Source organism: Xanthomonas nasturtii (assembly GCF_001660815.1).
Lineage (GTDB): Bacteria > Pseudomonadota > Gammaproteobacteria > Xanthomonadales > Xanthomonadaceae > Xanthomonas > Xanthomonas nasturtii.
Genome location: NZ_LYMI01000008.1, coordinates 22,834 through 45,302, shown reverse-complemented (window position 1 = coordinate 45,302; position 22,469 = coordinate 22,834). Strand labels below are relative to the sequence as shown.

6 protein-coding genes and 4 pseudogenes are annotated in these 22,469 nt (G+C 63.2%); 5 read left to right on the top strand and 5 right to left on the bottom strand.

What is annotated here, in order from left to right; all coding sequences use genetic code 11:
* Nucleotides 1-181 precede the first annotated feature (181 nt).
* The 4 genes and pseudogenes from A7D16_RS24400 to A7D16_RS03925 form a co-directional block, all read left to right on the top strand.
* A pseudogene (locus A7D16_RS24400) lies at nucleotides 182-775 on the top strand (right-handed parallel beta-helix repeat-containing protein); the annotation flags it as partial.
* A gap of 14 nt (nucleotides 776-789) precedes the next feature.
* Nucleotides 790-876, top strand: a pseudogene (locus A7D16_RS24395) (right-handed parallel beta-helix repeat-containing protein); the annotation flags it as partial.
* 73 nt (nucleotides 877-949) lie between these two features.
* Complete coding sequence (locus A7D16_RS24390; protein ID WP_409350101.1) at nucleotides 950-1,492, top strand: right-handed parallel beta-helix repeat-containing protein; 543 nt, start codon at nucleotides 950-952, stop codon at nucleotides 1,490-1,492.
* Nucleotides 1,493-1,915: 423 nt separating this feature from the next.
* Complete coding sequence (locus A7D16_RS03925) at nucleotides 1,916-2,956, top strand: hypothetical protein (protein ID WP_082925719.1); 1,041 nt, start codon at nucleotides 1,916-1,918, stop codon at nucleotides 2,954-2,956.
* Here A7D16_RS03925 and A7D16_RS03920 read toward each other — a convergent pair.
* The 4 genes and pseudogenes from A7D16_RS03920 to A7D16_RS03890 all read right to left on the bottom strand — a co-directional run.
* Nucleotides 2,944-3,840, bottom strand: a pseudogene (locus tag A7D16_RS03920) (DNA-binding protein); the annotation flags it as partial. The gene A7D16_RS03925 and the pseudogene A7D16_RS03920 sit on opposite strands and share 13 nt — an antisense overlap.
* 102 nt (nucleotides 3,841-3,942) lie before the next feature.
* Nucleotides 3,943-6,213, bottom strand: coding sequence for a Ulp1 family type III secretion system effector isopeptidase XopD (gene xopD / locus A7D16_RS23850; protein WP_193395436.1), 2,271 nt, complete (start codon nucleotides 6,211-6,213; stop codon nucleotides 3,943-3,945).
* A gap of 272 nt (nucleotides 6,214-6,485) precedes the next feature.
* Nucleotides 6,486-6,991 (bottom strand): annotated as a pseudogene (locus tag A7D16_RS03900) (transposase); the annotation flags it as partial.
* 458 nt (nucleotides 6,992-7,449) lie between these two features.
* The gene (locus A7D16_RS03890) at nucleotides 7,450-7,725 is read right to left on the bottom strand and encodes a hypothetical protein (protein WP_064630023.1); all 276 of its coding nucleotides are present in this window, start codon (nucleotides 7,723-7,725) and stop codon (nucleotides 7,450-7,452) included.
* 1,101 nt (nucleotides 7,726-8,826) lie between these two features.
* On the opposite strand from A7D16_RS03890, the gene A7D16_RS03885 reads away from it, so the two are divergent.
* Complete coding sequence (locus tag A7D16_RS03885) at nucleotides 8,827-11,592, top strand: S8 family serine peptidase (protein ID WP_064630021.1); 2,766 nt, start codon at nucleotides 8,827-8,829, stop codon at nucleotides 11,590-11,592.
* Nucleotides 11,593-11,730: 138 nt separating this feature from the next.
* Here the strand turns inward: A7D16_RS03885 and A7D16_RS03880 are convergent, their stop codons facing one another.
* The gene (locus A7D16_RS03880; RefSeq protein ID WP_064630019.1) at nucleotides 11,731-21,924 is read right to left on the bottom strand and encodes an autotransporter-associated beta strand repeat-containing protein; all 10,194 of its coding nucleotides are present in this window, start codon (nucleotides 21,922-21,924) and stop codon (nucleotides 11,731-11,733) included.
* Nucleotides 21,925-22,469 lie beyond the last annotated feature (545 nt).

The window sequence follows — 22,469 nt, the reverse complement described above, 5'->3', positions numbered from 1 at the left end:
GCGCTGTCGGGCCCGATTCCGTGGAAGCGTGTCGGCACGACCGCGGGCCGCGTCAGCCTGTGCAACGCAGCTGCATCTCGCACGCACGCCGATGCAGCATGCGATGACGGCGGCTGCGTCGCCCCGCTTCTGGATCGCCTGGGCCAGCCGCTGCGGTGCGATCGGTGTGAGCAGGTAGTCCATGATCCAGATACCTATGTCTCGTTTGCACACTTCTGCGTCGCGGCACATCGAAACGTCAACCGCCGTAGCAGAACCGAGCACGACCACTGGCGAGCGCAAACCGGTTCCCGCAGGCTGCGCGACTCGCGGCTTGCGCCACGCCGGGTCAAGGGCGGCAAGCAGCCACGTTCATGCAGTACACCAGGGACATCCGATGAACATCTCTCTTTGCACCATCGTGGTGATCGCCGTTGCCGCCTGCGTGCCGCCGTGCACGGCCGTGGCCGCCGACTGGTACGTCGCGCCCACCGGCAACGACGGCAATCCCGGCACCCGCGCCGCCCCCTTTGCCAGCGTGATGGCTGCGCAGGCCGCCGCGTCCAGTGGCGATACCGTCTACCTGCGCGGCGGCACCTATCGCCTGACCAGCGCCAACATCAGCATGGTGCGGCAGCCCTACGCCGTGGTCAACGAGATCACCAAGCCCGGCATCGCCTATGTCAACGTCGCCAACGAGCGGCCGGTGTTCGACTTCTCTGCGGTGACGCCCACCGGCCTGCGCGTGGCCGCATTCCGGGTGGCCAGCAACAACTGCGTCTTTCGCGGATTCGAGGTGGTGGTTTCGGCGTGCGCCCGACGCTTGCGGGAAGCACCGGAAACCTCATCGAAGGCAGCCGCGCATGGTTCAACAGCGACGATGGCTTCGACCTGATCAATGCCGCTGCCGCAGTGACCCTGCAACGCAACTGGTCGTTCTACAACGGGTACGACAGCGCATTCACCCCCGCTGGGCAATGGCGCAGGCTTCAAGGCAGGCGGCTACGGCCGCAACGGAAGCGATTATCCCAAGCCGGTGCCGCGCCATATCGTGCGGTTGAATCTGGCAGTGGGCAATCGATCCAACGGCCTCTACGCCAATCACCACATCGGTGGGCAGGAGTGGATCAGCAACACATCGATCAAGAACGGCCGCGCCAACTACGACATGCAATCCACCTTGAGCGACAACCTCACCGACGTGCCTGGATACGACCACCATCTGGCCAATAACCTGGGATTCGGAACGCGCATCGAAATGATCAACCTGGGGTCTGCGAGCGAGAACGATATCGGCCGCAATTCGTTCAATCTTCCCCTTGTCGTCAGTGCAGGCGAGTTCGTCAGCCTGGACGAGCGCCAGCTCATGCGTCCGCGCCAGGCCAACGGCGACCTACCCATCATCACCTTCGCCACCCTGGCACCGGGCAGCGCGTTGATCGACGCCGGTGCCGATACCGGTGAGGCCTTCAACGGGCGTGCACCGGACCTGGGGGCATTCGAGGCGCGTTGATCCGGACGATGGCGCCAGCCGCCTGGTCGGCGGCTGGCGCCATCGTGTCCGGCAGGATTAAGGGACAGCAGGGATTCGTGTAAAAGACCTTTACTGACAGCGAGTTAGCTCACTTTTTGGGGATGTAAGCCGGTGAGCCGCCCCGGCTTCCGGCACTCCGCATGCCGTCTGGTCCGATGCCCCAGCTCCAGCGCCCGCGCTGCCACGCCTGACCGAGCTGGCACGCGTGCATGCTTAACCGCGACCTGCCCGCTTGGCGGTTTAGCACTGGTCTCGCGTCATCTTATGATTGTGATCGAGGACGCAGTAATGCGTTTGCCTAGAAGCAAATCTTCTCCAATACGGCTATTACTTCCGGTTCGGTGCGTCGCAAAAATCACTAAAAATTTACAGTGATTTAACTATCAAGCCAGAAGAAACAACGTGAGAAAATTTAAAGCGAAATCCATGCTTGGCACATGCAACGTTGGAAGCATTGTTAGCGCGGGTGCAGCGGCGCAGGTCGCTACAATAAACAATACTGGCCGTGCCGAGGCTATGTCTGCATGGGAAACTACGCTCAAGCACGAGGCTCCGGCAATGGAGGGCTGCTTTAGCTCGACGTTTCCGGACATGGGGTGGCAGGCGGTACGCTGTGGCGCACCGCCGAAGTTGGTTATGAAGCCACGACGCATTGCCAGCGGCAACGTTCGTACCACCACCACCGGCAACCGCGCGCTCATCACCGGCAATGGCGATGACTACGCTGCACGCACGGGCAGGCTCACCCACTCAGCCGTCGGTTCGTTCCCGAGCGTAAGCGGCGTGACCACTGGGGTGGTTCAATACTCGCTGCAAATCAATACCGACAGCGACAGCAACCCCGCCGCTTGCGCGCAGTTCGGTTTTTCTTCATGCAAGACCTGGCAACAGTACGTCTACTCCAGCGACGCCGACGAAGACTCAAGTAATGGCTTTGACCCGATTATCTTCATTGAAAGCTGGGTATATGCGGACAGTACATCGGAATACGATGCGGCGGGTTGCCCGTCCGGCTGGGATGCCTACGAAGGCAACGCTTGCCTGATTAACAGCGAATCGGTGCGAGTGCCTCTGGTACCAGTTTCGGGCATCGCTGGGGTCAAGCTGACCGGTTCTGCGACCTCGGGGGGCGTGGATACCGTGTCGTTCTCGGTGAACGGAAGGGCCTACAGCGTGAGTCAGCGCGCCTCCACGGTGGATATCAATAAGATCTGGCGCCTGACCGAATTCAACATCTTCGGCAACGGAGCCACAACTCAGACGGTGTCGTTTAATCGCGGCTCGCACGTCACGGTAAACGTAGCCGTAAACGATGGTACGACAAATGCCCCGACTTGCCTGGGCAATGCCGGCCGGACATTCGAGCAGAACAACCTGACGCGCGGTAGTTGCACCACCTTTGGTGGCGCTTCGCCCGGCATTAGCTTTCCTCAAAGCAACTGACTATTTGCGTCTGGGGAGGTTTCGTCCTTCCCAGACGTTACTTGTTGGCCAACCGGGCGCGCTGGCCGCAGCTGCGCCAGGAGTCGTTCCAGCGTGCTCAGACGTACTGTGGCCCGCAAGGTATCCGCCTCGGCGTGTTCCCGGCGCTGGCGCTCTTCGACCAGCTCGGTCCGTGCCGCAGCCAGTTCGGCGCGCACGCCTTCCAGCGCGTGGGCATCTTGGGTCCAGCGCGCCTGCAGGGCTTGGTGCTCGGCAGCCGTCAGGCGCAGCGCGTCGCGCTCGCGTTGCTGGGCGTCGGCCCGCTGGCGTGCCTGCGCCAGTTCCCGCTCCAGCCGGGTCTGGCGTTCCAGCCACTGGCCATTGTCGCGGTTGAGCTGCATCAGGTCGTGGTTCTTGGCGGTCAAGGCCTCGTTGGCCTGCCGCAGGGCGACCTGCAACTCCTGCACCTGGTGCGCGTGCCGACGCTGCTCCTGCTCGCGCTGGTCTCTCACGGAAGTCCGGTAGTGCTCCAGGGCTTCCCTGGCATGCTCGTGCTTGTGCTCCAGCGAATGGGCATGACGTTCGTGCTCGGCCAATCGCGCCGCGAGGCCCGCGATCCGCTCCTGCAGTTGGGTCAGTTCGGTGGTGCGGCTGGCCAACTCGCTCCTGGCGGCGTCGCTCGCCTCGCGTTCGGCCTGCAGTGCGGTTTCGCAGCGCTGCAACTGCGTCGTGAGCGAGCCAGCCTCGTGTCGGGCCTGCTCCAGCGCTTGGGTACGCTCTTGGAGCTGCGCCTGGAAGCGCGCCTGCGCCTGCGCCACGACCGTGTCGGCCCCGGCGTGCAATCGCTCGGCTAGGCGGCTGACCAGATCCTGCAGCGCGTCGCCGATGGCGACCTTGAGGGTCGGCAGGATTCGCGTAAAAAGCTACCCCAAAGTGAGCTAACTTTCTGTCTGGCAAGAACTTTTTCACGGATTCCTGCCGACCCTCTATCGCCGATGGTCAAATTGCTAGAACTTTTTCCACCACTTGCTTTTCTTTTTTTTCTGTTCGTTGGATCGTTCGGAAACTTGCCTGACGCTGCTTTCTGCTGGAGCTTGGTCCGCTTGGACAAGACGATCCCTGATCATCCTGCAGTCGGGTTCGATTTCGCTCAAGTTTCTGCCGTCCGCAGAGTCGAACGTGCCGTCGATCACCCTGTGAGCCAGCGTCTCCATTCCGGTCAGCACATGATCGCCGCAGGAATAACCGTCCTGCTGTATCGCGGTGGGCATTTCCTGAGTTTGCTCATGATCAAGGCCAAGGTGGTAGGCCGCCATGTCGGCAAGGTAGCGTTGCTGTGGCTGCGTCTGTGCCATGGAATCGTAGTAGTAGGCTGCGACAGCGCCCTTGTCGCGACGGTCGACGACGAGGAGTGACCAATGAAAGTTGGGCTGATTGATCGGCAGGAACACGATAGGCGGGGCTTCGTCTCCGACAAGAAGGCGCCGTGCGCGGGCCTGTTGGTCTGGATCTGTGGAGCTCAGCATGGTCACCACCTGCGAGTCGGCAAAGTGGAGTAAATGGGCATTGGGCTGCCCTTGCAATCGGCGAGCGAGGTCGTCGGTGTAGGCGCGCAAATGTCCATCTTGCAGCCACGAAGTGGCGGTCACTGGAGGAAGCTCGGAGTCTGGGACGTCCTGGGGCGACGGCAGATTGTCCACATCGATCCTCTCGGGACTCATGGCCGAGTGCCCCACGGGAGTCTGCGTGCCGTAGTCCCACGGCTCATCTTCTTCATGGGGGGTGTTGATGTCGAATTCGCGATAATAATAGTTCTGCCTATTGTCCAAGGACTCGAGATCATCGAAGGTGGAACTCAATGCTTCGGGCTGGGCTGGCCATGCAGGATAGGAAGAACCCGCTGGAGTATCGGGATGCCACTCACCTGATGCGTTCTGCGGCCATCCGCCATAGGGTGTGGGCGGCAACAGGGACGAATAGGAAGAATAGGAAGAACCCGCTGGAGTATCGGGATGCCACTCACCTGATGCGTTCTGCGGCCATCCGCCATAGGGGGTGGGCGGCAACAGGGACGAATAGGAAGAATAGGAAGAACCCGCCGGAGTGTCGGGATGCCACTCACCTGATGCGTTCTGCGGCCAACCGCCATAGGGGGTGGGCGGCAACAGGGACGAATAGGACGAATAGGAAGAACCCGCCGGAGTGTCGGGATGCCACGTTTCTTCTGGCCGATGGAAGGCCTGAAGGTGGCTGTTTGGAGGCAGATCCGGTTGTTGATAACGCATTCTGAAGTTGGCGCGAATTGCTGTCTGGATGCCCTGGGATGCTCCTGAGATCACTGCTTCACCCAGACGAGTCAGTTCGCCGGTTTCCTGGTCGACCATTTCTTCCAGCCTTGCTTGTGATAAATATCCGCTTCTTGCATTTTCGATTCTGTACGATCTATTTCTGAATTTGATTGAAATTTCAAGAAGCAAATCTGGGTTTTGATGGAGGGTCCGGAATACGCCTTTTAGAGGCTTGCTCTGAGCGGCCAAGGCCAGTTTGCGCCTCTCGCTTGCTAGATCAAATCTTTTCTTCTGATCTGGGGTGATGTATGGAAGGATGTTACGTAGCGTCTTGCCAAATGAGCCATCAACATGCATGTAATTAGAGAATACCAGAGCCGGTGGCACTTTCCCTAATGCTTCATATATTGGCAGATATTCTATAATTTCTTTGACCTTGCGTTGGGCTACGTCTATGGCTTCAGCTTTGGCTTTGGCCATGGCTTTGGCTTTGGCTTTGGCTGTGGTTTCGGTTTTGGCTTTGGCTTTGGCCGTGGTTTTGGCTTTGGCATTGGTTTCGGTTTCAGCTTTGGCTTTGGCTTGGGCAATGCGATCCAAGGCCCATGGGCTCAGCACAATGTTTCGACTGCACTGCGTCTCCAGTCGGCTCAGCGCAATTTCTCGATATTCAGGATCCGCAGAATGCTCAATTCGTCTTATTATTTGATGTATGACTTGGTCGCGTTGATCTTCATTCAGTTCCTGAAGCATCTGCTTGCCACTTATATGTGACAGGCCGCTGACCGTCAAAAAGCGAGAAAAACCATGAAATCTTTTTTGTAGCTCGCGCATGTTTTTGTCATCGCCATAGGCGCCGATGAGTTCTAACATTTTTGAGTAATCTATATGGGTTTCGGAGGTCGGCGCGGCTGCCCGCATCCGATGGACCGAGCCATCGGCATGCACTTGCGTGGGATTTCTTCGCGGGAGGGATTCAAGCAGCGGATGCATGTTATAACCCGTGCCGTGGTTTTCCCTGTGTTCTTCAGGGGGCGGAGAATTGCGATGATTATCCGCCGCCTCCGTCATTCCGCGATATTTTTTATAGTCAAAATTAAATAGTGCGTCCATTATTTAAAATGAAAAGTCCGGTGGGGATTGATATTATTGGGCATTCCCGATGTAATTAAATCGCTAAGAGCGAATAGTCTTCCTCGGCAGCGATCTTCCCGTGTCGCGGTCTGGCGAGAATCGCTCGCTTTCTCGGTGGAATCCTGGCCGACGTCCACACGTTTGTAATTCACGATGCGGCCTTCCTGTCGGAGTTTGAGATAGATTATCCCCACGCCGTAGCGCTTGTGGCGATGCGCCAGTTCCACGATGCGCTCGCGTAGCGCAACGTTGCGGTCCTCGCGCGGGCAATAGCGCAGCGCACTGGCGCTCATGCCGATCGCGGCCAATGCGCCACGCTCGCTGGCCCCTCGCCCGATCCACTCGCGCACCAGCGCACGACGCGCCGGTGCGCTCACCATTTTTTTTGCAGCGCCTCCTTGATCAGATCGTTCTGGAACACCTGCTCGGCGAGCAGCTTCTTCAGGCGTGTGTTCTCTGCCTACAGGTCCTTGAGTCGCTTGGCATCGGGCACGCTCATCCCGCCAAACTTGCTGCGCCACAGGTAATAGGAGGCCTCGCTGAAGCCATGGCGCCGGCACAGGTCCTTGATCGCCACGCCGCTTTCGGCCTCACGCGGAAAGCCGATGACCTGCTCGTCAGTAAAACGCTTCTTCACGTCCAATCTTCTTCGGGTAGGGAATTGGACTCCAAACTGCGGCGCTACTCAAAATCGGGGGGACGTCGCACCATCAAAGCCTGGGATCAAACACCTACCCCGCGCATGTTGGGTCTTTCCTTGCCTCTCTCACGCAGCATCCTCTCCGTCTGGGCACAGCTGCGGCGTGGTACCCGCTCATGTTTCCCGCGCAGCCTCAATGCGGAAGATCAGCATGCACATCGGCATCAGCGTGGCGCAGCTCAATGCGCTGGCGCAGGTACTGGATCAGCGGGTGGGTGCGGCCGCGGGCACGCGCGCCAAGGCAGCGCTGGCGAAGCTGCAGTGACCAGCTGAAACGCTGCGCCCTGCAAAGACGCCGGTTGCGGCAAGGTCAATGGCCCGATGACTGCGGCACCCCGTTCACGACAACGCAGCCCTGACCGACCAAGCAATCGCACGACGCCACCAGCCACGGGTTAACCCGAAGCGCCGCCGGGCGGCGTCGCGTGCGCGAGCGCCTGCGTTCTGACCAGTTCGCCGATGGATTGCTCGGCCAGCTTGCTGCCGATATCCAGCGCGGCCTGTAGCGAACCGAAAGTGGGCGAGCCGGTCAACGGCACGGACTGCCCATCCACCTGCAAGATCTCCAACACCACCCGGTGGCGTTCGAGCTGCCGGGCAACCACGGTATAGGGGATGCCGTGCTGTGTGCCTTGCCTCGTCATCAGATTCTCAGGCGATGCGGTGTTCATTGGCAGCAAGCATAGCGGCGATGAGGAAAGACGCCCGCGACACACCTTGAATGGTTTATGCGCAGCGCAACGGGCCTTGGCGATTCCCGGCGAGTGGCCCGATGGGGCGCAGCTTCACCGCCAGCCGCATCGCCTGACGTCGGGGCGCCGGGCAGTAGCCGTGCCGGCTGCACCAGCACGATTCGAACAGGCACAACCGCAGTGGCCGAGTCTTAGCGGGCTACGCGCCAGCTCGTTGGCAACCGTCACGCATGAGCCCAGGCGCTTCGCGGAGGCACGCTCGTGGAACGCAGCCGCGGGTGTCGGAATTAAACCCACACACTGCCAAATCACCAGATATTTTTCGGCGGCTTTGCCGCGCTGTGATTGCTGCAGCGAAAGAAATTTTATTTTAAAAGGAAGGTGCATCTAAAAAGCAAGCTGTCCGTACCTGATGAATTTGGACTGCCTGGGGCGACGGATTAGGCACAATGGCTGGCCACGCTTGAGTACGCACAGTATATATTTCGCAATATACTGCTTTAAAGATCAGTACCAATCAGCGCAAATTAGTATATTTCTGAACGCATCCACCGAAAACACGGCAGTACACGCTAGAGTTCGTTAGATGCGCTAACTTGCGCTTGAATTCGCTACAGTAGGTAGGGGATTCACCGACATCCGCGATAGGTTTCCCTTATTTCACGCTACTGCCATCGCATTTAGGATTACTGCCCTTCGAGATTTGTGACGGCATATTGTTGAGTCCGCTATGACATTATTCTGCGGCAGAGCCTGCTAGGGCGCTTCCAACCCATTTTTGCTATGGATTAAATCGACCGTGCCTATTCCGGCTGATTTTCTCTGAATAGCAACTGTCCATTCATGTTTTAGAGTTTTTGGATAGCGCCGTTAAACAATCTCGCAAGCACACGGTTAATGCACAGCTGCATTGCCGAATTTTCCGCAAGCGTTTCTCCGAGGGGACGGAGGCGCAGCGGTCAAGGTGAATAAATTGTGAAAAAAATGCCTGCGTTGGCGATCGCCAGCGCTGGGAACCTCTGCGCCAAATTTTGAATATCCGCTGTAGCGGCGCGCCCATTATCGGAACCGACAAAACCTATGAATCGCTCGCTACTTGCAACCACCATCGCCTCCTGCCTTGTCCTGACTGCCTGTGGTGGCGGTGGTGGCGGTGGCGGCAACGTCCGCAGCGACCCGCCGCAGAGCACCGTGATCGCACCGGCTCCGACGCCGGCTCCGACGCCGGCACCGGCACCGACCACCCCGCCGCCTGCAGCCGACCCGCTGCCCAAGACCGCGCCGGCTCCGACCCCGCCGCCCCGCTACCAGGGTGTGGGCAGCAACCTGCTGGTGCCGACCAATGCGGATCTGGCGCAGCAGGCCGGTGCCAAGGGCCAGGGCGTGAAGCTGGCCGTGCTGGACGACAACCTGGTGCCGAGCTATACGCCGATCAGCGGCAAGGTCGACAGCTTCAACGACTACACCGCCAGCCCGGGCACGCCGGAGTCGTCCGCCAATTCCCTGCGCGGTCATGGCACGGTGGTCTCCGCGCTGGTGCTGGGCTCGGCGCAGGACGGCTTTGCCGGCGGCGTCGCGCCGGATGCCGACCTGTTCTACGCGCGCATCTGCGCCGAAAATTCCTGCGGCACGCAGCAGACCCGCCGCGCTGCGGTGGATCTGGCCGCCGCTGGCGTGCGGATCGCCAACCTGTCCATCGGTGCCTCGTATCCGGATGCCGCCGCCAGCGCCAACGCCGCGTTGGCCTGGAAGTACGCGCTGACCCCGCTGGTGCAGGCCGACGCGTTGATCGTGGCCTCCACCGGCAACGAAGGCGCGGCGGAAGCCTCCTACCCGGCCGCCACGCCGGTGCAGGAAGCCAGCCTGCGCAACAACTGGCTGGCCGTGGGCGCAATCAATATCGACAGTGCCGGCAATGCCGCCGGCCTGACCAGCTATTCCAATCACTGCGGCGCCGCGGCGCAGTGGTGCCTGGTCGCGCCGGGCAGCTACGCCGCCCCGGCCCTGGCCGGCACCGAACTGCAGGGCCAGATCGCCGGTACCTCGTTCTCCACCGCTGCCGTCAGCGGCATCGCAGCGCAAGTGCTGGGCGTGTATCCGTGGATGAGCGCTTCCAACCTGCAGCAGACCCTGCTGACCACCGCCACCGACCTGGGCGACCCGGGCGTGGATGCGCTGTACGGATTTGGCCTGGTCAACGCGGCCAAGGCGATCAAGGGCCCGGCGCAGTTCATCAACAACTGGTCGGCCAACGTCACGTCCGGCTACGACAGCACTTTCAGCAACGCCATCTCCGGCGCGGGCAACCTGACCAAGACCGGCGCCGGCAAGCTGACGCTGAGCGGCAACAACAGCTACACCGGCGGCACCAGCATCAGCGATGGCGTGCTCGCACTGTCCGGCAGCCTGCGTTCGGATGTGATCGTGCTCAACTCGGCCACGTTCGAATCGCGCGGCGGTGTGATCAACGGCAACTACGGCCTGGTCAACAACACCGGCACCACCGCGCTTGAATTGGGCAAGGGCCTCACCGTCACCGGCCAGGCCAGTTTGAAGGGCAATCTGCTGTTGCTGCCGGAAGCGGCTGGCTACACCGTCGGCAGCAGCGAAAAGATCGTCAGGGCCGGCAACCTGCAGGGCACCTTCGACCGCGTGCAGTACGCCAACAATTTCTTCTGGACCGCCTCGCTCGCCTATGACCCGACCACTGTCACCGCCACGCTGACCCGCAACGCCTCCGCCGCCAGCGCACAGGCCGCCGGTGCGCCGCAGTCGGTGGTCAACGGTGCGAACCAGGTCGACACGCTGGTCAAGGTGCTGGATACGCGGGTGGCCGCGGGCGACACCGACAATCTGGGCGGCCTGATCAGCGCCACCGGTTCGCTGATCGCAGCGTCCGATGCGCAGGTGGCTGCGTCGCTGCCGACCCTGGCCGGCCAGGTGCACGGCATCGAGCGCACGCTGGGCTTCCAGTCCGCGCTCAACGATGCGCGTGTGGCTGCCGACCGCCTGCCCTACCTGGCCGATACCACGTCGCTGACCACCTGGATGCAGGGCAGCTACCTGGACGGCGATTTGAGCCGCAGCGGTTTCGATTCGGCCGATTACACCCAGCAGGCGACCACCTTCGGCGTGGATCTGCCGATGGGCAACGCCGGCACCATCGTCGGTGCGGCCGTGACGTCCGGTCAGGACCGTGCGCACATCGCGGCGTCTTCGAGCCGTTTGCGCTCGGACCGTTATGCGATGACCGCTTACCTGTACCAGCCAATCGGCCAGGTGTATCTGTCGGCGATCGGCTCGTACGGCATGAGCAACGTCGAAACCGAACGCAACGTGCAGGCCGGCAATATCGGCGAGCGCTTGCAGGACCGTCGCCACGACACCAACTGGTCGGCGCGTGCGGAACTCGGCTTGATGACGCATGCCGGGTTGTCGCCGTTCGTGGCTGCCGGTGTGGTGAGCCAGACCCAGGATGCCTTCAGCGAAGCCTCGGTGACCGGCCTGGGTATGAGCGCCAACAGCGACACGCTGCGCGCAGGTTACGGCGAGGTGGGCGTGCGGGGTCATCTGGCACGCGGCAAATGGGGCTTCGACGGTCTGGTGGCGTATCGCTCGCTGCTGGGCAATCCGAATTCCGACTTCTCCGCCTGGTTCACCGGGCTGCCGGAAGCGCGCTTCAACGTGGCCGGCGAGCCGGTGTCCAAGCAATCGCTGCGTGCCTCGGTTGGCGTGCGCTACCAGCTCAACGATGCGTTCTCCATCTACGGCAACGTGGGCACCGAGCGCGGTCGTTCGGATGCCAACAGCATCAACGCCAACGTCGGTCTGCGCTGGCAGTTCTGAGCGCAGCCGCTGCACAGGCGATGCGCGGTGAGCGTGCGGCAGTGCCGGATGGGTTGTGACGGCACAGGCATCGGCAAAGAAAACGCCCCGGCATGCCGGGGCGTTTTTGCAGTTTCAGGCACTCGACAAGCCGAAACGTTAGAAGCTCACTCCCCAGGTCACCTGGCCGCCATACGCGGTTTGCCCGTCGCCGCTGAGTCCTTGCAGCGACAGTGCCAGGCGGCTACGCGGCGAGGTGATCAGGCTGACGCCCAACTCGCCGACGGCAGCGTTCTTGGCCAGGGTGACGCTTTGCACCGAGAACTGCGAGCCGGTGCCGATGAAGCCGGCCGAGCGCTGCACGGAGCGGTCGCCGAAGGCATGCCGCCAGCCTGCCGACGCATACAGCGCCGCCTTCTGGCCCAGGTCCCAGTTCCCACGCACACCCAGCGTGCTGGTGGTGAATGTGTCGCTGGCACTGTCGACCGACAGCCCGGAAATGCCGCCGCGTTCGGTGAAGCCATCGGTCTTCAGACGGGTGTAATCGGCCGCAATGAACGGGCTGTACACCGCACCCTCGGTGCGCAGATTCCAGGCCGCTTCCAGCGAGACCGTCACCGCGGTGGCGTCGTAGTTGCTGTTCAGGCGTTCTTCCAGCACCCCGGGCAACATCACCCGACGCGTGCTGTCCACGTCGTAGCTGGCGTAATCCACCGCGCCTTGCAGCGAAAACGCAGCCCAGTCGGCCCGGCCGTACACGCCGGCATGGGTGCCATCCACATCGGCACGGTCGCCCCACGCGCGCGACCAGCTCTCGATGTCCTGGTTGCCCACCGCAATGCCCAGCACGCTACGTTCGCCGAAGCGGCGTTCGGCACCGGCCATCACCCCATTGTCCTCGCGGCGCACCGACACCGCATTGGCATCGCCATCGACACGGTTAGGCAGGCTGCGCCCGGTGATCCACACCAGGGTGTCGCCGACCAGCGCGTCCTGGCTGTCGCCACGCAGATGGTTGCCGATGCCGCTGTTGAGGAAGCGGCTGTCCAGCAGCGCGGTTGCGGTACTGGCGTGGCTTTCGCCCGACAGCGAGGCAAACGCGGTGCGCACCGCTTCCGGGTCGTCGGGCAGGCGCACCACCGCCTGGTAGATCGGGCTGGTGTTCGGCAAGCCGTCCACGGCCGCCGCGGTGGACTGTTGGTTCGGCGTGGTCACCGCGTCCACCATGCCCACGGTGTTGCGCCCGAAGGTCACCGACAACGCGGTGGCGGTGGTGCTCACATTCGGCTCGATAAACGCGTAATCGGAAACCACGTTGGTGAACTGCCCGGTGAGGCCGCCGCTGGCGCTGATCACTGGAATCTCCACGAACAACGGCAGGTCGGTGGCGCGGATCAACTGCAAGGTGGTGCCGGTCGCCACCGTCGCTGCGCCACCCACCGTCACCGGCGTCACCGCACCGCCATCGCCGGGCGTCACCGCCAAGGTCGATCCTGGTGTAAAGGCGGCATTGCCGCCCACGCTGACGGTGCCATTGGTGCCGCCGGTGACCACCGTGCCCGACGCCACCAGGCTGCCGATGCTGCCGCTGCCGGTGAGCGTGCCGCCCGGGCCCACCGTGACCGGCCCGCCCAGCGCTGCGCCCGGGTTGGCCGGGTTGCCCACGCTCAGGGTGCCGGCGGCGATGGTGGTGGGGCCGGCGAAGCCAGTGCTGTTTGCAGTGATCAGCAGCGTGCCGGCGCCATCCTTGAGCAGGCTGCCCGCGCCGGACAGCGTTCCGGTGTAGGCGCCGTTGCCGGTCTGCTGGAACACCAGTGCGCTGTTGTTGGCGATGTTGCCCTGCAGGCTGTCGGTATCGCCGATCAACGTGCCCGCATTGATGGTGGTGCCGCCCAGATAGCCGTTGACGCCATCCAGGGTCAGCGCACCGGCACCGTTCTTGATCAACGCACCGCTCCCGGTGACATTGCCGGCATAGGTCCCGTCACCGGCCTGGTCGAACACCAGCAACGCGTTGTCGACGATATTGCCCTGCAGGCTGGCACTGGTGCCGATCAGGCTGCCGCTGGCGATGGTGGTGCCGCCGCTGTAGGTGTTGGGCGCGAGCAGCGTCAACGCGCCGGCTCCTTGCTTGATCACGCCACCGGTGCCGCTGACCACGCCGGCAAACGCACCGTCGCTGGCCTGGTCGAAGATCAGCGTGGCGTTGTCGACCACGTTGCCTTGCAGGCTGGTGGTGTTGCCGACCAAGCTGCCGGCGCTGATCACCGTGCCGCCGGTGTAGCTGTTGGGGCCGATCAACTGCAGCACGCCGCTGCCGGTCTTTTCCAGCGAACCGCTGCCGCTGACCACGCCGGCATACACGCCGCCGGTGGTCTGGTTGAACACCAATGCCGCGTTGTTGGCAATATCGCCCTGCAGGCTGGCGGTGTCGCCGATCAAGGTACCCGCTGCGATGGTCGTGCCGCCGGTGTAGCCATTGGCGCCGTTGAGCAGCAGTGCGCCAGCGCCATCCTTGATCAGGTTGCCGGTGCCGGTGACCGAGCCATTGAACACGCCATCGCCCACTTGATTAAACGCCAGCGTCGCGTTGTCGACGATGGTGCCTTGCAGGCTGGCGCTATCGCCCACCAGCGTGCCGGCGCTGAGCGTGGTGCCACCGCTGTAGCTGTTGCTACCGTCCAGGGTCAGCGTGCCGGTGTTGGTCTTGATCAACGCGCCGCTGCCGCTGATGTCGCCGGCAAGCGTGAGGTCGGCCGGGTTGTCGACGGTGAGCGCTGCACCCAACGTGACCGCATTGCCCAGTGCCGCAGCAACCGCATTGCTCAGCACCGAATCGCCGGTGACCGACAACGCTCCGCTGCCCAACGCGGTGTTGCTGCCGATCGCCAGGCCACCATCGCTGAGCACCGTGCCGCCGGCATAGCTGTTGGTACCGCTCAGCGTGAGCGTGGAGGTGCCATTCTTGATCAGGCTGCCGGCACCGCTGATCGCACCGGTCAAGGCCAGGTCGTTACTGCCAGGCAGCGTCAACGCACCGTCGAGCACAACGGCATTGCCCACGGCCAAGGCCTGGGTGGCATCGAGCGTGGTGCCCGCGCCGGCAGTCAGCGTGCCGGTGCCGAGTGCTTGCGCATTGCCCAGCACCAGGCTGCCGCCGCCGAGCGCGGTGCCGCCGGTGTAGGTGTTGGGACCAGTCAGTACCAGCGTGCCGGTGTCGAGTTTTTGCAGCGTGCCAGTGCCACCGATGGCGACATCGATGGTGCCGGTGACGCCGGGGTCGACGCGGATGATGGTGTTGGCAGCGTTGGCGCTCAATGCGCCGGCGCCGGCATCGCTCAGCACGTAGCCATCGGTGATGAACTGCATGCCGGTGATGCCTTGGGTGCCCTGCACGCCTACGTTACCGGCGGTGCCGGCAAAAACCGCAAAGCTGTTCTGCCAATCGCTGTTGGTCAGCCCATCGAGCGAGGTCCAGTTGGTGGCGCCAGCGGTCCACACGCCGGTGCCGCCGTCGGCGCTGCCATTGGCGACGGCTTGCGCACCATCCCAGAACTGCACGTTGCTGCCCGGCGCCAGCAGCACCAGGTTGATCTGCTGCGCCAGCGCGGTCTGCAACGTGAGCTGGGTGGGGTCGATCGTGCCCGGCAAGGTGCCAAAGCCCAGGCCATTGTTGGTCAACGCGCCGGTGTAATCGATCAGGCGATACACGCCGGTGCCGAAGCCGCCGATGTCGGTGATGTTGAGCGTGCCGTCCAGCGTCAGATCGCCGTTGACTGCCAATACCCCTGTCTGGCTGGGCACACCCAGGAACGCATCGAGCGTGGCGTTGGGCGCCAGGCTCAGGCTGCCGGTGGTCAACAGCGAGCCGCTGCTCACCACCAGGCGGCCACCGTCGTTCACCGTCACTGCGGCGTCGACCAGCCCGCTACCGCTCAGCGTGCCGCCGCTGCCCACCGTAAGGCCACCGACGCTGCCCAGCGTGCCATCCACATCCAGCGTGCCGGCGCTGATCTGCGTGGTACCGCCGATGGCGCTGGTGCCGGTGAGCTGCACGCTTCCGGTGCCGACTTTTTCGAGATTACCGGCATCGCTCAACGCGCCTGCAAACGTGCTGCTGACGTTGGTGACGCCCAGCTGCAAGGTATTGCCGCCCAGGATCGCCACATTGCCCAGGCCGGTAACGCTGCCCAGCGCGGTATTACTGCCCAGCGAGAGCCCTGCCCCCGCCGCGACGTCCACGCTTGCACTGCTTCCCAAGCTGCCAGTGGCCGAAGTGGCAAGCACACCGCTCTGCACCGACACCGGGCCACTGAACACATTGCTGCCAGACAAGGTCAACGTGCCCAGACCGGTCTTGGTCAGCGCACCTGCGCCGCTGAGCACGCCGGTCAAGGCCAGATCGTCGGCACTGGCGATGGTCAGGTTGGCACCGAGATTGATGTTGTTGCCTAGCGCCAGGGCAATCGTGTTGCTCAAGGTTGCATCGCCCAGCACCGAGAGACTGCCGACACCCAACGCGGTGTTGCTGCCAACTGCCAGCGTGCCTGCATTCAACACGCTGCCGCCGAGGTAGCTGTTGCTGCCATCCAGCGTGAGCGTGGAGGTGCCGTTCTTGACGAGGCTGCCGGCTCCGCTGATCGCACCGGTCAAGGCCAGGTCGTTACTGCCAGGCAGCGTCAACGCACCGTCGAGCACCACCGCATTGCCGACGGCCAAGGCCTGGGTGGCATCGAGCGTGGTGCCCGCGCCGGCAGTCAGCGTGCCGGTGCCGAGTGCTTGCGTATTACCCAGCACCAGGCTGCCGCCGCCGAGCGCGGTGCCGCCGGTGTAGGTGTTGGGACCAGTCAGTACCAGCGTGCCGGTGTCGAGCTTTTGCACACCGCCAGTGCCGGTGATGGCGACACCGATGCTGGCGGTTGCACCCGGGTCGACGCGGATCGCGGTCAACGGGTCCACCACCGCCAGTGCGCCTGCGCCCGCATCGGTCAACTGATAGCCATCGGTGACGAACTGCAGGCCGCCGATGCTCTGCGTGCCCTGCACGCCCACCGTGCCGGCAGTGCCGGAAAACACCGCGAAATCGCCCTGCCAGGTGCTGTTGACGCTGCCGTCCTGGCCGGTCCAGTTGGTGGCCGCGCCCCAGGTGCCGGCGCCGCCATCGACGGTGCCATTGGCCGTGGTCTGCACGCCATCCCAAAACTGCACGATGCTGCCCGGCGCGGTCACCACCAGATTGAGCTGCTGGCCGATGGCGGTCTGCAAGGCGAGCTGGCTGATGTCCACGCTACCGGGAAACAGGCCGATGACCATACCGTTGTTGGTGAGCGCGCCGGTGTAGTCGATCAAGCGATAGACGCCGGTGCCGAAGCCACCGATGTCGGTAATGTTGAGCGTGCCGTCCAGGGTGAGATTGCCGTTGACCGCAAGCAGGCGGGTAGTGCTCGGCGCAGCCAATGCCACATCGACAAACGCGCCTGGCGCCAGCGTCAACGCGCCCACGCTCAACGACGAGCCGCTGGTCAACGCAAGCCGGCCGCCGTCGCTGACGGTCACGGCCGCGCCCACGTTACCGGCCGGGCCGGTGCCGGTCAGCGTGCCACCTGATGCCACGTTCAAGGCGCTGGTGCCGAGGCTGCCAACCACATCGAGCGTACCGCCACTGACCTGCGTAGTGCCGCCGATTGCGCTCGTGCCAAGCAAGCGCACGGTGCCGGTGCCCACCTTGTCCAGGTTGCCGCCACCGCCCAGGCTACCGGCAAAATCGCCGCCACCCAGTTGCAGTGTGGCACCGGCATCGGTGTCTACCCCGCCTGCGCCACTGAGCGCGTTGATCAAGCCACCGTTGGTCAGATTCAACACTGCGCCTGCCGCGACATCGACATTGCTGGCATTGCCCAACGAGGCAGCAGTGCTGGCCACCACGGTGCCAGCCTGGATCGCGAGCGGGCCGGTGTAGCTGTTGTTGCCGCTCAAGGTCAGCGTACCGAGGCCAGTTTTGATCAGATCGCCGCTTCCGCTGATGGCGCCGCTGGCCAGCATGTCTGCGGCGTTATCCACGGTGAGCGCGGCGCCCAGCGCAATGTCGTTGCCCAGCGCCACGGCGACCGCGTTGCTCAATACCGAATTGCCCAGCACCGACAGCGCGCCGGTGCCGAGTGCATCGTTCGCTCCCACGGCAATGGTGCCTGCGCTCAAGCTGGTGCCGCCGCCGTAGCTGTTGTTGGCATTGAGCGACAGCGTGGTGGTGCCGTTCTTGATCAAGCTGCCGGTGCCGCCGATGCTGCCGTTCAAGGCCAGATCGTTGCTGCCGACCAGTGTCAGTGGAGCGTTCAACAAGACGTCGTTGCCCAATGTGAAGGCGGCGGTGGTATCGAGTTCGGCAGCGCCGCCGACCACCAGCCCGCCCACGCCGAGCGCGTCGTTGCTGCCCAGTACCAACCGCCCGGCACCCACTGCAACGCCGCCGCTGAAGGTGTTGGCGTTGCTCAACGTCAATGTGGTATTGCCCTGTTTGGCAAGGCCGCCGATGCCGCTGATGACGCCATCGAGCGCGATATCCTGCGCGCCTGGCAATGTCAGCGTGCCATTCAACGCGACGGCATTGGCCAGTACAACGGCGGTGCTTGCATCCAGACTGGTGCCGCCTGCAGCGGTCAAGGTGCCGACGCCCAATGCCGTATCGCTGCCGACCAGCAACGCCCCGCTCTGCAATTGCAGCCCACCGCCCCAGGTGTTATTGCCGTTGAGGGTGAGCGTTTGCGTACCGGTCTTGATCAGGCTGCCGGCGCCGTCGATCGCGCCATCGAGCGTGAGGTTCTGCCCGTCGATCGCGAGCGCGCCATCCGCGGTGACTGCGTTTTGCAAGGTCACGGCGGTCGCGGCAGTGAGCAGCGTGCCATCGGCGGCCGTGAGTGCGCCGCTGCCAAGCGCGGCATTGCTGCCCACCACCAGAGCACCGCTGTTCAACAGGGTGCCGCCGGTATAGAGGTTGTTGCCGGTGAGCGAAAGCGCAGCGGCGCCCTGCTTGACCAGACTGCCGGCGCCGCTCACCGTGCCGGTCAGGCCCAGGTCGTTGTTTCCGGTCAACGACAGCGCACCATTCACGACCACATCGTTACCAACCGTGGCCGCCGTGGTCGCTTGCAATTGCGTGCCGCCGGCCGCAGTCAACACGCCGTTGCCCAGTGCCGCGCCGCTGCCGATCAACAGACTGCCCGCGTTGAGATCCACGCCGCCGTTGAAGGTATTCGCGCCGGTCAACGTCAGCGCCGCAGCGCCGTCCTTGTTCAAGCCACCGACGCCGCTGATGCCACCGGTAAGGGTGAGATCCTGGCTGCCACCGAGTTGCAGATCCGCATCCAGCACTACGCTGTTGGCAAGCACGCGTGCCGCGGTGCTATCCAGCAAGCCGCCACTCACGCTCAGGCTGCCCGTTCCCAGTGCTGTATCGCTGCCCAGAATCAGGCTGCCTGCCGTCAGGCGGGTGCCGCCCAGATAGGTGTTGTTGCCGGCCAGGGTCAGGCTGGCCGGGCCGAGCTTGTCCAGGCTGCCGGCGCCACCGATGGCGCCAGTGAGCGTGAGCGCAGTGCTGCCGCCCACAGTGAGCTGCCCGGCGAGTGCAATTGCATTGGCGAGCGTGCTCACCGCTGCGGTATCCAGGGTGGTGCCCGCCGCTGCGGCCAGTGTCCCGTTACCGAGCGCGGTATTGCTGCCCACCGTGAGCTTGCCGGTGGCGAGCGTGGTGCCGCCGGCATAGGTATTGTTGCCGCTTAGCGTGAGATCGCCGCCGGATTTGATCAGGCTGCCGGCACCGCTGATGTCTCCGCCCAACGTCAACGCTTGCGTGCCGTCGAGCGTCAGCGCGCCGGTGCTCAGCGTCAGCGCATTGTTCAGCGTGGCGGCGGCGGTGTTTTGCAGGGCCGCATTACCGGCGACGTTCAACGCACCTGTGCCCAGTGCAGTGCCGCTGGCCACCGCCAGCGTGCCGGCATTGAGGATGGTGCCGCCGGTATAGGTGTTCAGGCCGCCCAGGGTCAGCGTACCGCCACCCAGTTTGTTCAAACCGCCGGCGCCACTGATGGTGCCAGTGAGATTCAACGCAGTGCCGCTGCTGCCCACACCCACCGTACCGGTCAGCGCAACCGCGTTGCCCAGCGTTACTGCGGTCGTGGCATCGAGCTCGCCTTCGCTGGCGGTGAGCGTACCGGTTCCCAGTGCTGCATTCGAACCGACCACCAACCGCCCGGTGTTGAGCGTGGTGCCTCCGGTATAGGCATTGGTGTTGGTCAGGGTGAGATCGCCGGTGCCGCTCTTGATCAAGCTGCCGGCACCGTTGATGGCACCGCTGAGCGTCAGTGCCTGCGTGCCGGCCCAGGTCAACGGCGCGGCAAGGCTGATGCCATTGGTCACCGTCGACGGCGCAGCGGTGCTGAGGCTGGATGCACCGGTGACATTCAGTGCGCCCGAGCCCAGCGCCGAGGCGCTACCCAGTTGCAGCGTGCCCGCTGCCAGCGTGGTGCCACCGCTGTAGGTACTGATGCCGTTGAGCGCGAGCGTGCCGGTGCCGGTCTTGCTGACGCCACCAACGCCGGCCAGCGTACCGCTCAGGGTCAGCGCGTTGCCGCTTGCGCCCAGGCCCAGCGTGTTGTTCAGCGCGAAATTATTGGTCAACGTCAGCGGTGCCGTGTTGTCCAGCAAACCACCTGCTGCAGTGACCGTGCCGGTACCGAGCGCACCGGAGGTTTCCAGCAATACGCTGCCCGCAGCCAACGTGGTTCCGCCGCTATAGGTATTGCTGCCGCCCAAGGTCAGCGTGCCGGTGCCGACCTTGTTGAGCACCCCGCTGCCACTGACCGCACCGCCAATCCGCAGCGCGTTGGCACCGCCAATGCCCACCGTGTTGCTCAGCGAAAATGCATTGGCCAGATTCACCGCAGCACCGGCCAACACGCTGCCACCGGACGCGGTGACGGTGCCGGTGCCTAATGCGTTATTGGTCCCTACCGTCAACGCGCCATCGAGCAGGTTGACGCCGCCGGTGAAGGTGCTGGCACCGGTCAACGCCAGTCCGCCCGTGCCGGTTTTGGTCAACCCGCCGGTGCCGGTGATCGGGCTGCCGATGGTCAGCGCATTGGTGCCTTGCACGGTCAGCCCACCTGCGCCCAGTGTGATCCCATTGGTCGGGGCCAGCGTCAGGCCCGCAGCTGTCGCTTGCAGGATGCCGCCGTTGGCGGTGATGGTGTTGCCCAACTGCGCAGGATTGGCGAACTGCAACACGCCGCCATCGAGTGCGCTGTTACCGAAGTTGCTGCCACCGCCCAGCGACCAGGTGCCGCTGTTGACACGCAAATTGCCGAAGTTGATGTATTGCGCCGTGCTCAACGTACCGACACCCGTCGTACCGCTGCCGGTCCCCACTGCAGAATTCTGCAGGATCAACGTGTTGTTGCCACCCAGGCCGCCATCCACCACGCCAGTCTGCGCGAAGCTCAGCAAACCGCCCGGGCCGAGCAGTTCGAGCGCAAGTCCGCCGCCGTTGTTGACGCTGCCGGTCGTCACCGCAGTGAAGCTGTTGGTGCTGCCCGCGCCCATCGACACGCTGCCATTGATGGTGCCCGCGTTGATGAAGCTGTTGCCGGTGGCCGAACTCTGAAAGCCCACCCGCCCGTTGATGGTGCCGGTATTGACGGCGTTGACCGTGCCGCCACCCGTGACCGCAATGACGGGGGTATCCGAACCCAGAATCGACAGCCCCAACAACGCACGGCTATCGATCACGCCGGCATTGTCGATCTGCACCGTGCCATTGCTGGCCGAGGTGATTCCAAGGGCCATGCCGTCGAGATTGAGCAGGTTTGCACCCAGCAGGTTGCCGGTGCCGTAGAGCGTGCCGGTGGCAAGATTGTTCACGGCGACCGCGGTGGAGCTGGCATTGCCAATGCTCACGCCGGTGCTCAGCACCGAGAGCAGCCCGAGCACGGAAGGATCGATGGCGCCTGCATTGTTGAGCGTGGCATTGGTGCCGCTCAAGGCGATGGCGGTACCACCCAGCAGGCCAGCAGTCATCTGGCTGCCGGCTGCAACATTCACGGTCAGGTCGTTGGCGCTGCTGGCAAAGCTATTGCCGATGATCGGCACGCCCGAACAGGTGACTGTTGCGCCTGCTGCAGGGATGGCCGGGGTACACGCGCCCCAGGCCAGCCCCGGCGCGGCGGCCCCCACCGCCAGGACGACCAGGGCCGGCAACACACGACGGGTGGAGCCGGGTTTGCGGCGCCGACGTACCAACTCATGCGTCACCACCCAATTGCCAATGGCTGCGTTCCAGACCAGCGCAAATGCACGATTCATTTTAATTCCCCCTGATTGCCGTGCAGAGACCGACGCGTACCCATGCACGCGCCTCCAAAGACGGGATTGGAATAACGGTAGAGCCTGTTTAAAGCAGCAGCGCCGCTTCAACGAATATCGACCAAGACACAGAGACGACCTGGACAAGGAATGGCTTGGTTAATACCAATCGCATATCGAGTCGTTGCGAGATTAATAGGCGATGCGCTACATCTGAAACTGTGCCGGATATCACTAACCTCACAGAGTCATCCGTGACACAAGCGAAATCTGTCGACTGATTTGCTCGCGCTCGCTAATGTATGCTTGCCGGCTCATCCGCAGTTGCGCACACGTCTTGCACGGCATGCATCACAAAAAAAAGCGGGATTTATCGCGTATTTTCAAGAAATTCCACTGGATGAGGCTGGAATATTCAAAGCAGGCTGATGCGCTATCTGGCGTCTGTCCGCGAACTGAGTTATCACAAACGTTTTCAATAAAATTTGTTGCGCCGCGGGAAGTAAATAGTTCTCCCAATGCTTTCACCTCTGTATGAGCTCGCT